Annotated in this window: 8 protein-coding genes and 2 rRNA genes; all 10 read right to left on the bottom strand. The window is 66.3% G+C overall.

Translation table 11 applies throughout. The features are described from left to right. Complete coding sequence (locus MUN78_RS05710; RefSeq protein ID WP_244693558.1) at window positions 1-465, bottom strand: FHA domain-containing protein; 465 nt, start codon at window positions 463-465, stop codon at window positions 1-3. A 160-nt stretch (window positions 466-625) separates the two neighbouring features. Then, complete coding sequence (locus MUN78_RS05705) at window positions 626-2104, bottom strand: helix-turn-helix domain-containing protein (protein ID WP_244729386.1); 1479 nt, start codon at window positions 2102-2104, stop codon at window positions 626-628. Between the two features lie 64 nt (window positions 2105-2168). After that, entirely contained in the window at window positions 2169-2528 is a 360-nt protein-coding gene (gene mnhG / locus MUN78_RS05700; protein WP_244693556.1) for a monovalent cation/H(+) antiporter subunit G, read from the bottom strand. Further along, window positions 2521-2832 (bottom strand): MrpF/PhaF family protein, encoded by a 312-nt coding sequence (locus MUN78_RS05695; protein WP_244729384.1) that lies wholly within the window; start codon window positions 2830-2832, stop codon window positions 2521-2523. The genes mnhG and MUN78_RS05695 overlap by 8 nt, the downstream gene beginning before the upstream one ends. Further along, the gene (locus tag MUN78_RS05690; RefSeq protein ID WP_244729383.1) at window positions 2829-3410 is read right to left on the bottom strand and encodes a Na+/H+ antiporter subunit E; all 582 of its coding nucleotides are present in this window, start codon (window positions 3408-3410) and stop codon (window positions 2829-2831) included. Before MUN78_RS05690 ends, MUN78_RS05695 begins: the two co-directional genes overlap by 4 nt. Further along, window positions 3403-5109 (bottom strand): Na+/H+ antiporter subunit D, encoded by a 1707-nt coding sequence (locus tag MUN78_RS05685; protein WP_244693553.1) that lies wholly within the window; start codon window positions 5107-5109, stop codon window positions 3403-3405. Before MUN78_RS05685 ends, MUN78_RS05690 begins: the two co-directional genes overlap by 8 nt. Beyond that, window positions 5106-5573, bottom strand: coding sequence for a Na(+)/H(+) antiporter subunit C (locus MUN78_RS05680; RefSeq protein ID WP_244729381.1), 468 nt, complete (start codon window positions 5571-5573; stop codon window positions 5106-5108). Before MUN78_RS05680 ends, MUN78_RS05685 begins: the two co-directional genes overlap by 4 nt. After that, complete coding sequence (locus MUN78_RS05675; RefSeq protein WP_244730018.1) at window positions 5570-8485, bottom strand: Na+/H+ antiporter subunit A; 2916 nt, start codon at window positions 8483-8485, stop codon at window positions 5570-5572. Before MUN78_RS05675 ends, MUN78_RS05680 begins: the two co-directional genes overlap by 4 nt. Before the next feature lie 206 nt (window positions 8486-8691). Next, window positions 8692-8808, bottom strand: a 5S ribosomal RNA gene (rrf, locus tag MUN78_RS05670). Between the two features lie 142 nt (window positions 8809-8950). Then, window positions 8951-12061, bottom strand: a 23S ribosomal RNA gene (locus MUN78_RS05665). Window positions 12062-12348: the final 287 nt, after the last annotated feature.

The following is a 12348-nucleotide window of genomic DNA, read 5'->3' as shown; positions in this document are numbered from 1 at the left end:
TCAGGAGTCCTCGGCGAGGTCGAAGCGCGAGGCGAAGAAGGTGAAGCGGAACTTGCCGACCTGCACCTCGGCGCCGTCGCTCAGCACGACCTCACCCTCGATGCGGGTGCCGTCGCAGAACGTGCCGTTGAGGGACCCGAGGTCGACGACCGAGAACGCCGTCCCCTGACGGCGGAACTCGGCGTGGCGTCGCGAGACCGTGACGTCGTCGAGGAAGATGTCGACCGCCGGGTGGCGCCCCGCGACCGTCACGTCCTGGTCGAGCAGGAAGCGGGCGCCGAGATCCGGTCCGCGACGCACCACGAGCAGTGCGGCTCCGGAGGGCAGCGCCTCGACGGCCTCCCGCTCGTCGACGGAGAGATCCGTCGCGTGCGCGCGGATGAGCGCGCCGAGATCGTCCCGGAACTGCTGGGTGGAGCGCACTTCGGGCGTATCGGCGCGACGGGCATGCTGTTCGGTGTTCACGTCATCACCCATTCCTGATCTCGAGCCCTGCGGACCGGTCGTCCGCCGGTGCCTCTACGCTATCGCAGCCGGGGTCGGCGGCGCACCTCGCGGCCCGCGATTCCCAGCGCTTCCGGCGGCGCGGCGGGGTCCCGCTCCTCGACGGCGCGGGTCACGCCGCTCAGTGCTCGTGGGACTCGAGGAAGGCGTACACCTCGTGCGCGTCCACGCCGGGGAACGTGCCCGTCGGCAACGCCGCGAGCAGGCTCGTCGGCGTCGCCGCTTCCGGCCACGCCGCGTCCTCCCACTTGCGCGTCAGCTCGGAGGAGGCGCGGCGGCAGCAGCGCTCGTCCGGGCAGAAGGACTGCGTGCGATGCGGCGTCTCGCGACCGCGGAACCACTTCACGTCCTCGAACCGCACGCCCACGCTCACGGAGTACATGCCCTCCTTCGCCTTCTCCACGCGCGAGGTGCACCAGTAGGTGCCCCCGCCGGCCATGTCCGTGTACTGGTACCAGGGGTTGAAGCGGTCGGGCTGCGCGAACACGGTGCGCGCGGTCCAGTTGCGGCACACGATCGATCCCTCGAGGTTGCCGAGCGCGTCGGAGGGGAAGCTCACCCCGTCGTTCTGGTACGCCTTGATGAGCGTGCCGGACTCGTGGGCCTTCATGAAGTGCACCTGGAGCTCCAGCCGTTCCGTCGCGAGGTTCGTGAAGCGGTGGGCGGCCATCTCGTAGGAGACGCTGAAGGCGTCGCGCAGGTCCTCCATCGAGATGCGCCGCTGCTGCTTGGCGTCAGCGAGCACCGAGACCGCGGCGGCCTCGGGCAGCAGCACGGCGCCGGCGAGGTAGTTGGCCTCGACGCGCTGCCGCAGGAAGTCGCCGTAGCTGCGGGGCTCCTCGTGCCCGCAGACGACGCTCGCGAGCGCGCGCAGGATCGGCGCGCGGGCGTCGCGCGTGGGCACATCGCTGCCGAGGTAGATGCGGCCGTTGCGCCGGTCGATGACCGAGCGGGTGGAGTGCGGCATGTCCGTGACGTAGTGCAGGTCGAAGCCGAGCTTCTGCGCGACGTCGGCGATGAGCTGCTGCGAGACCGGTCCGCCGGCATAGCCCACCCCGCGCAGCAGCTCCGCGGCGGCCGCCTCGAGCTCGGCGTAGTAGTTGCCCACCCCGCGCATCTCGGCGCGCAGCTCGGTGTTCGCGCGGCGCGCCTCCTCGGGGGTGGCCGCGCGCTCCCGGTGCAGCCGCTCGACCTCCTGATGCAGGCCGAGCACCGCGCGCAGCGTCTCGTCGCTCGTCGCCTTGGAGACCCGGATCGGCTGGATCCCGAGGGAGGCGAAGACGGAACCGCGCTGCGCGCGCTCGACCGCGATCTCGAGGGCGGCGCGCTCGCTGGGCGCCTCGTCCGCGAGCAGCTCGTCGACCGTCGCGCCGAGGGCCTGCGCGATGGCGCGCAGCACCGGCAGCCGCGGCTCGCGCCTGCCGTTCTCGATTGCGGACAGCTGGGAGGGGGCGCGCTCGACGGCTTGGGCCAGCTGCTCGAGCGTCAGACCGAGCTGCGTGCGGCGTTCACGGATGCGACGGCCGAGCGTGAGGGCGTCGCCGGCCTCCGCGGGGGGCGCGGCGGCCTCGGGGACGGGAGCGGTCTGGAGGAGCGTCATACCCCCATGGTGCCAGGGACGAGAAGTTCCGACAAGCGGAAGAAGCCGGAAGTTTCTGCCGGGATCAGCGGTGGAGCGAATCGCTCCGCTCGATGGCCGGCCCCAGCTCGTCGACGGTCAGCGTGCTCGTGTCGAGCTGTCCCGTGCGGTACGCGGCACGGCCGACCATGTGCGCGGCGATCGGCGCGGTCAGGGACTGGAAGACGAACACCGGCACGAGCGCGAGCAGCGTCGCGAAGGAGCGCTGGTCGAGCGCGATCGCGGCGATCGTGAGCAGCAGGCCGAAGATCTGGGGCTTCGTCGCCGCGTGCAGCCGGCTGAGCGCGTCGGGGAAGCGCAGGATCCCGATCCCCGCGGCGACCGAGAGCACGGCGGCGAGGAAGACGCACACGACCGCCGCGAGGTCGAGGAGCATCTCAGACATGTCCCACCCCCGTGCTCGGCTGCTGCGGCTGGTGCGCCGCGCGGCGCTTCACGAAGCGCGCGACCACGATGGTCGCGAGCGTCGCCGTCGCCCCGATCACGGTCATCAGCGGAATGGTGTCCGTGTGCCCGCGGACCACCATGTCCGCCCCCACGGCCAGCATGAGCGTCGTGAGCAGGACGTCCGAGGCGATCATGCGGTCGAGGATCGTCGGACCGCGCACGATCCGCACGAGGGAGGCGAGCGCGGTCGCGGTGAGCCCGACGCCGGTGGCGACGAGCAGGATCGTGGTGAAGGTGGTCATGCCGTCCTCCTCGCGTTCACGGCCTGCATCTCGGCCTTCGACCCGACCGCGTACACGAGCAGCCGCTCGATCGTGCGCACCTCGCGGCGCATCTTCGTGAGCTCGCGCTGCGTCGGGGTGTTGAGCACGTGCAGGTAGAGCGTCGACTCGAAGCGGTCCACCTCGGCGACGAGGGAGCCGGGGATCAGCGAGTTCGTCAGCCCGACCATGGTGAGGATGAAGTCGGAGCGCGTCGTCAGACGGACCGCGATGATCGACGTCGCGGGCGGCGGCCCCGGCCGCACCGCGAGCCACGCGACCTCCCAGGAAGCCCGAGCCAGGTGCCAGAAGAAGTAGCCGAGATAGCGCAGCGCCCACCACGCGTTGAACCGGCCGGCGAGCGCCACGGGCGGCAGGTAGAAGAGCCGCATCACGAAGAAGGCGACGACGAAGCCGCTCACCGCCGAGAGCGGCGAGACCTCCTGCCAGAGCATCATCCACAGCACGACGAGCCCGAACAGCAGGGGCAGCTCGTACAGCCGCACGCCGATCTCGAGCCGTCGTGCGGCGCGGCGTCCGGCCATCCTCGCCTCACCCATGCGCGCCCCCCTCCTCGTCCAGCACGGCGACCTCGGGCACGGTGTCCCCGCTGCCGCCCCCCGGCGATCCGCCGTCGCCGTGGTCGCCGAGCACGAGCTCCACGGTCCTCCCCGGCTCGGCGAGCTCCTCCCCCGCCCGCGTGGCGAAGGCGTAGAGCGGTCCGGCGAACACCGTGAGCGCGACGCTCACGACGACCATGCCGCAGGTCGCGCCGAACATGAGCCTGGGGATCTCCTTCTGCTCCGCCTGGGGCAGCGCATCGGGCGCGTCCTGGAGCCGCTCGAAGAGCGCCTGCTCCCGGTCGCGCAGCATGAGCGCCTCGGTCGTCGCGGGCTTCGCGGCGGGGGCCTCGGCCTTCGCCTCGATCTTCGCCTCCGCGCGCTTCGGGGAGCGCCAGAAGGCGAGCACCCAGGCGCGGGCGAGCGCGTACAGGGTGAGCAGCGAGACGAGCGCACCGATCCCCATCAGCCAGTACGCCGCGGGGGTGGCGAGCTCGGCCGCGACCGTGAAGAGCCCGAGCTTCCCGATGAAGCCCGAGAACGGCGGGATGCCGCCGAGGTTCAGCATCGGGATGAAGAACAGGATCGCGATGACGGGGGCCGTGCGCATGAGCCCGCCGAGCCCCGAGATCGACGTCGTGCCGCCCTGCCGCTCGATGAGGCCGACCGCGAGGAAGAGCGTCGTCTGCACGATGATGTGGTGGGCGATGTAGTAGATCGTCGCGGCGAAGCCCGCAGCGTTCGCCATGCCGATGCCGAAGATCATGTAGCCGATATGGCTGATGAGCGTGAAGGAGAGCAGCCGCTTGATGTCGAGCTGCGACACCGCGCCGAGGATCCCCACGAGCAGCGTGAGTCCGGCGATAACGAGCAGCAGCTGGTCGACGCTGGACTGCGGGAAGAGCTGGGTCTGGCTGCGGATGATCGCGTAGACGCCGACCTTCGTGAGCAGGCCGGCGAAGACCGCCGTGACCGGAGCGGGCGCGGTGGGGTACGAATCGGGGAGCCAGAACGCGAGCGGGAAGACGGCGGCCTTGATGCCGAACGCGATGAGCAGCGCGAGGTTCAGCAGCAGCTGCACCTCGCTCGGCAGCTCGGCGATCCGGAGCGTGAGCTGGGCCATGTTGACGGTGCCGGTGGCTCCGTAGATGAGCGCGATGGCCGCCAGGAAGAGCACGGAGGAGACGAGCGACACGATGACGTAGGTGACCCCCGCGCGGATGCGCTGGGCGGTGCCGCCGAGGGTGATGAGCACGTAGCTCGAGACGAGCAGGATCTCGAAGCCGACGTAGAGGTTGAAGAGGTCTCCGGCGATGAACGCGTTGAAGACGCCGGCGCCGAGCACGAGGTACGTCGGGTAGTAGATGGAGACCGGCGTGTCCTCGTCGCCGTCGGCGAGCCCCTGGCCGATGGAGAAGAGGAAGACCCCGAGCAGCACGACGGAGGAGACGACGAGCATGAGCGCCGAGACCCGGTCGACGACGAGCGCGATGCCGAACGGCGCCGCCCAGCCCCCGACCTCCATCACGAGGGTGCCGTGCGCGTCGACCGCCCACATGAGGAAGCCGCTCAGCGCGACCACGGCGCTGAGCGCGACGAGCGTGATGCCCTGCTGGAGACGGCGGTGCCCGGGCACGGCGAGGGCGAGGGCGGCGCCCGCGAGCGGGATGAGCACGGCGAGCGGGACGAGCGGGATCATCGCTGCCCCTCCCCGCCCGGCGCGGCGTCCGCCGGGACGTCCGCATCGTCGTACTCCTGCGTCTCCGCGAGGTCCTCGTCCGTGACCTCGTCGGCGGCCAGCGCCTCCGCGGTCGCGATCTCGAGATCGGCCTCGTCGTCCTCGACCCGGTCGTCGTGATCGTGGGCGAGGCGCCAGGAGCGGTAGATGAGGGCGAGCAGGAATGCGCTGACGCCGAAGGTGATGACGATCGCGGTGAGGATGAAGGCCTGCGGCAGCGGGTCGCTCATCTCCTCGGCGCGCGCCCCGTCGGAGATGGGGGCCTCGCCGAAGGAGCCAGACATCAGGAAGATGAGCAGGTTCGTCGCGTTGCCCACGAGGAGGAAGCCGAGCAGCAGCCGGGTGAGCGAGCGGTCGAGCATGAGGTAGACGCCGCAGGCGTAGAGCACCACCATCACGGCGACCAGGACGAGCGGCATCGTCATCGGGTGCTCACCTCCTCCTCTTCGAACTGCGCGACTTCGGCCTCCTCGTGCTCGTCGATCTCCGCGCCGAGGCTGCGCAGCACGTCGAGGATGAGCCCGAACACGACGAGGTAGACGCCGACGTCGAAGAGCGTGGAGGTCACGAGCGGCAGCGAGCCGAAGACGCCGAGGTCGAGATCGATCCACGCGGAGGCGAGCGCCGACTGGCCGAACAGCATCGGCAGGAAGGCCATCGACACCGCGATCGCGAGACCGGTGCCGAGGATGCGGCCGGCGTCGAGGGGCACCGTCGCCCCCAGTTCGTGCCGGCCGCCCGCGAGATAGCGCGCGACGAGCGCGAGTCCCGCCACGAGACCGCCGGCGAAGCCGCCGCCGGGACTGTTGTGCCCGGTCAGGAGGAGGTAGATGGAAAGGATGATGAGGCCGTGGAAGATGAGGCGCACGACGACCTCGAGCAGGATCGAGCGGCGCGCCGGATCGAGGTGCCGGCCCGCGAGCAGCCAGGACACGCGGCGCGCGGGGTCGTTCGGGTCGGCCACGCGGAGCAGCTGCTCGCGCGCGGCGACGCGCGCGTCCCGGCGGCTGAGCTTGGGGCGGTGATCGACGCGCGTCTTCACGAAGACGAGGGAGGCGACGCCGGTCGCGGCCGCGAGGATCACGGAGAGCTCGCCCATCGTGTCCCACCCGCGGATGTCGACGAGCATGACGTTGACCACGTTCGCGCCGTGACCGCCGGCGTAGGCCAGTTCGGGCAAGCGCAGCGAGATGGGCTCGGCGATCCGCGAGCCGAGGGCGATGATCGCGAGCGCACCGATCACGACGCCGACGCCGACGCCGATGCCGGCGCGCAGCCAGCGCTTCCGCGGCGTCGCCCGTGTGCCGATCCGCTGCGGGAGGCGACGGATCACGAGCACGAACGCGATGAGGGTGACGGTCTCGACGAGTGCCTGGGTGAGCGCGAGGTCGGGCGCCCCGTGCATCGCGAAGATCGCGGCCATGCCGTACCCCGTGACCCCGACGAGCACGACCGACTGGAAGCGGGTGCGGGCGCGCAGGGAGAAGAGCGCGGCGACGATCATCACGATCGCGATCGGCAGCTGCACCGGCGAGCTCGCGAGCACGACGTCCGCAGGCCAGAGCGGCGCGCCGCCCTGCAGCGTGCCGACGACGACGCTGCCGCCGAGCGCGGCGACGAGGACGATGAGGATCACCGCGAGGTAGAAGGGCAGCGAGCCGCGCTGGGTGATGGAGGTCAGTTTGACGGCCACGAGATCGACGAACTGCGTCACCACCCAGTAAGCGTGGGAGCCCGACCAGCGCTCGGCCGGCGGCGGCAGCAGGAGGATGGTCCGGCTGAGCAGCTTCGCGAGCAGCGCGCCGACGAGCAGGACGGCGACGGAGCTCAGGAGCGCGGGGGTGACCCCGTGCCAGAGCGCCAGGTGCTCGGCCGCGGTGCCCGCCGCGGTCGACTGCTCCGGAACGAGCGTCTGGAGCACGCCGTCCGCCCAGGGCGCGGCGAGCCCGGCCGCGAGCACGGCCAGCGAGAAGACCGCGGGAGCCACGATGATCGACCACCCCGGTGCGTGCTGGATCGCGGTGTCCGCGACCCCCCGCTTGCTCGCGAAGGCGCCCCAGAGGAAGCGCCCCATGTAGCCGACGGTGAGGATGCTGCCGGCGATCGCGACGACGAGGGCGAGGATCGCGATGGGGTGGGCGTGCCCGACCTCGATGAGCTCGGTGAACATCGACTCCTTCGCGACGAAGCCGAAGAACGGCGGCAGGCCGGCCATGGAGGCCGCGGCGAGCACCGTCACCCAGGCGAGCACGGGCATGCGACGGCCGAGGCCGCTGAGCTTGCGCAGGTCACGGGTCCCCGTGGAGTGGTCGATGATCCCCACGCCGAGGAAGAGCGGCGCCTTCGCGAGCGCGTGCGCGAAGAGCAGGGCGAACCCGGCGAAGCTGGCTCGCGGATCGCCGACGCCGAAGACCATGACGAGCAGGCCGAGCTGGCTCACGGTGCCGTGGGCGACGATGAGCTTGATGTCGAACTGGCGCAGCGCGCGGATCCCGCCGTTGAGCATCGTGATCGCGCCGAGGACGACGAGCGTCTCGCGGTAGCCGGGGACATCCCCGAACGCCGGAGTGATGCGCGCGATGAGGTAGATCCCCGCCTTCACCATGGCGGCGGCGTGCAGATACGCGCTGACGGGGGTCGGCGCCGCCATGGCGCCCGGCAGCCAGAAGTGGAACGGGAAGATCGCGGACTTCGAGAGCGCCCCGACGAGCACGAGGAAGACCGCCGTGACGCCGACGGCGCCCGAGGGCTCCGAGGCGACGATGTCGGAGAGCAGGGAGCTGCCCGCGGACTGCGCGAGCAGCACGAGCCCGACGAGCATCGCGAGGCCGCCGAGGGTCGTCACCATGAGCGCCTGCAGCGCCGCCGCCGTCGAGGTGCGCAGACGGGTGACATGACCGATGAGGAGGAAGGAGAACACCGTCGTGCCCTCCCAGAAGATGAAGAGCAGGTAGACGTCGTCGGCGAGGACGAGCCCCAGCATGGAGGTCGCGAAGCCCATGAAGACCGCTGCGAAGCGTTCGACGCCGGCCTCACCGGCCTCGAAGTAGCGGGTGCAGTAGAGCAGCACGAGGGCGCCGGCGCCGGTGACGAGCAGCGCGAAGAGCAGGGCGACGGGATCGAGCCGGAAGGTGAGACTCAGCTCGAGCTGCGGCACCCAGGCCACGGACTCGACGCGCGTCTCCCCCGCGAGCACGGCGGGGGCGAGGGCGAGCAGCCCCGCGAAGACGAGCGCCAGCAGTGCGGCGAAGATCCAGAAGACGTTTCGTCCGAGTCGGCGGGCCAGCGGATGCGCGATCACGGAGGCCAGAGCGAGGATGAGCAACGCGCCCATCATCGCTCCCATAGGCGGCCCACTTCCGGTTCGGTCGTCGTTTGGATTTCTCCACCCAGTCTACCGGAAAGCCGCCTGACGATTCCGGGTGCGCGATCCCGCGGGTGTCGGGTGTGTGCGGTGGTGCAAGCACACAAAAAAAAGGGGGGTGTCGTGTCCCGACCCGACACTCTTGTCGGACCAGAACACGACACCCCCCACACAAGGGTGTCCGGCGGTGTCCTACTCTCCCACGAGGTCCCCCTCGCAGTACCATCGGCGCTGTCAGCCTTAGCTTCCGGGTTCGGAATGTGACCGGGCGTTTCCCTGACGCTATAACCACCGTAACGCTATCAACATATCAACCACCCACCCCCACACACGAGCACGAGGGGTTGGTGTGGCCGTCCGTTGGGAACCACAAAGTGAACGCGAACATCGTTAGAAAAAACCCATGCACCCACCCACACACAAAGCGGAGGGGGTGAAGAAATCAAGTCATCGGCTTATTAGTACCAGTCAGCTCCACACGTCACCATGCTTCCACATCTGGCCTATCAACCCAGTCATCTCCTGGGAGCCTCACACACCCCGAAGGGTGTACGGAGATCTCATCTCGAGGCCGGCTTCCCGCTTAGATGCTTTCAGCGGTTATCCATCCCGAACGTAGCCAACCAGCCATGCCCTTGGCAGAACAACTGGCACACCAGAGGTCCGTCCAACCCGGTCCTCTCGTACTAGGGTCAGATCCTCTCAAATCTCCAACGCGCGCAGAGGATAGGGACCGAACTGTCTCACGACGTTCTAAACCCAGCTCGCGTACCGCTTTAATGGGCGAACAGCCCAACCCTTGGGACCAACTCCAGCCCCAGGATGCGACGAGCCGACATCGAGGTGCCAAACCATGCCGTCGATATGGACTCTTGGGCAAGATCAGCCTGTTATCCCCGAGGTACCTTTTATCCGTTGAGCGACAGCGCTTCCACAAGCCACTGCCGGATCACTAGTCCCGACTTTCGTCCCTGCTCGACCTGTCAGTCTCACAGTCAAGCTCCCTTGTGCACTTACACTCGCCACCTGATTGCCAACCAGGTTGAGGGAACCTTTGGGCGCCTCCGTTACTTTTTGGGAGGCAACCGCCCCAGTTAAACTACCCACCAGGCACTGTCCCAGAACCCGATCAGGGTCCGTAGTTAGATATCCAATATGACCAGAGTGGTATTTCAACAACGACTCCACCAACACTAGCGTGCCAGCTTCACAGTCTCCCACCTATCCTACACAAGCCACACCGAACACCAATACCAAGCTGTAGTAAAGGTCACGGGGTCTTTCCGTCCTTCTGCGCGTAACGAGCATCTTTACTCGTAGTGCAATTTCGCCGAGTTCACGGTGGAGACAGCTGGGAAGTCGTTACGCCATTCGTGCAGGTCGGAACTTACCCGACAAGGAATTTCGCTACCTTAGGATGGTTATAGTTACCACCGCCGTTTACTGGGGCTTAAATTCAAAGCTTCGGACCAAAGCCCTAACCTCTCCTCTTAACCTTCCAGCACCGGGCAGGCGTCAGTCCGTATACATCCACTTGCGTGTTGGCACGGACCTGTGTTTTTAGTAAACAGTCGCTTCCCACTGGTCTCTGCGGCCACCACACCCTTTCCCACGCAAGGCGGTATAAGCGGGTGGCCCCCCTTCTCCCGAAGTTACGGGGGCATTTTGCCGAGTTCCTTCACCATGATTCTCTCGATCTCCTGAGTATTCTCTACCTGACCACCTGAGTCGGTTTGGGGTACGGGCAACAATGAACCTCACGCCGATGCTTTTCTTGGCAGCATAGGATCACCTGCTTCCCCATACGGGTCCGCATCACATCTCACCCACACAGAACGAACTATTCATCCGCTCCGGGCTACATGCTTACACCGGGACAACCATCGCCCGGCACAGGCTACCTTCCTGCGTCACACCTCACGCTCACCACCCCAGCATCGGGTTCACAGCCGCCACCCAGGCATCACCCGAAGGATCCACCCAAGCATTGGTTTGTTTAGCACTACTGGTTAGGTCTTTGACGGTCCACCGCCGGTACGGGAATATCAACCCGTTGTCCATCGACTACGCCTGTCGGCCTCGCCTTAGGTCCCGACTTACCCAGGGCAGATTAGCTTGACCCTGGAACCCTTGGTCTTCCGGAGGACGGGTTTCTCACCCGTCTTTCGCTACTCATGCCTGCATTCTCACTCGTGTGGCATCCACGACTGGATCACTCCGCCGCTTCACTCGCCACACGACGCTCTCCTACCCATCCAACGAACTGAACCACGAAGGCTTGTCTACACGCTGAATGCCGCAACTTCGGTGGTGTGCTTGAGCCCCGTTACATTGTCGGCGCGGAATCACTTGACCAGTGAGCTATTACGCACTCTTTCAAGGGTGGCTGCTTCTAAGCCAACCTCCTGGTTGTCACAGCAACTCCACATCCTTTTCCACTTAGCACACGCTTAGGGACCTTAGTTGGCGATCTGGGTTGTTTCCCTCTCGACTATGAAGCTTATCCCCCACAGTCTCACTGCTGCGCTCTCACTTACCGGCATTCGGAGTTTAGCTGACGTCAGTAACCTTGTAGGGCCCATCGGCCATCCAGTAGCTCTACCTCCGGCAAGAAACACGCAACGCTGCACCTAAATGCATTTCGGAGAGAACCAGCTATCACGAAGTTTGATTGGCCTTTCACCCCTATCCACAGCTCATCCCCTCAGTTTTCAACCTAAGTGGGTTCGGCCCTCCACGACGTCTTACCGTCGCTTCAGCCTGGCCATGGATAGATCACTTCGCTTCGGGTCTAGGACATGCGACTGAATCGCCCTATTCAGACTCGCTTTCGCTACGGCTACCCCACACGGGTTAACCTCGCCACATATCGCTAACTCGCAGGCTCATTCTTCAAAAGGCACGCCGTCACACCAACAAGGGTGCTCCGACGGATTGTAAGCAAACGGTTTCAGGTACTCTTTCACTCCCCTCCCGGGGTACTTTTCACCTTTCCCTCACGGTACTAGTCCGCTATCGGTCATCTGGGAGTATTTAGGCTTATCAGGTGGTCCTGACAGATTCACACGGGATTTCTCGGGCCCCGTGCTACTTGGGATACACACCACGCGGCCAAGGCATTTCGCGTACGGGACTCTCACCCACTCCGGCCACCCCTTCCAAGATGTTCCGCTATACCTTGACGCTCACGCTCGGAGATCAGCAGCTCTCCACGGCACGTCCCACAACCCCGATGATGCAACCCCTGCCAGGTATCACACACCACCGGTTTAGCCTCATCCGGTTTCGCTCGCCACTACTCCCGGAATCACATGTTGTTTTCTCTTCCTGTGGGTACTGAGATGTTTCACTTCCCCACGTTCCCTCTACCCGCCCTATATATTCAGGCGGGAGTCACCAGGTACGCACGCGCCCTGGCGGGGTTTCCCCATTCGGAAATCCTCGAATCACAGCCCGTTTATCGGCTCCCCGAGGCTTATCGCAGATTACTACGTCCTTCTTCGGCTCCAGATGCCAAGGCATCCACCGTTTGCTCTTAGAAACTTGAAATCACATAAGTATTCAGAAACACGCACCACACACCAACACCCACCCAAACAGGTGACCATCAATGCGGGCACGACCAATGAAATAAATCTAAGTATTCAACACCACCCCGCAAAACAGGATGATGTTGAGATGCTCGCGTCCACTGTGTAGTTCTCAACGTACGGTCAGTCCCGACCCGCCCGGCAACACGTCCGAACAGCCCGGGCCAGAAAACCAAGTCCACCCACACCCCCGCAAGGAGGCATGAGCCGGCTGGGCTTCCAGGACCCAATAATGCGCACCCGAAA

Source organism: Leucobacter allii (assembly GCF_022919155.1).
In the GTDB taxonomy this organism is placed as follows: Bacteria; Actinomycetota; Actinomycetes; order Actinomycetales; family Microbacteriaceae; genus Leucobacter; species Leucobacter allii.
Note: the sequence above shows the minus strand (reverse complement) of the source record. Positions and strands in the feature narration are given on the sequence as shown.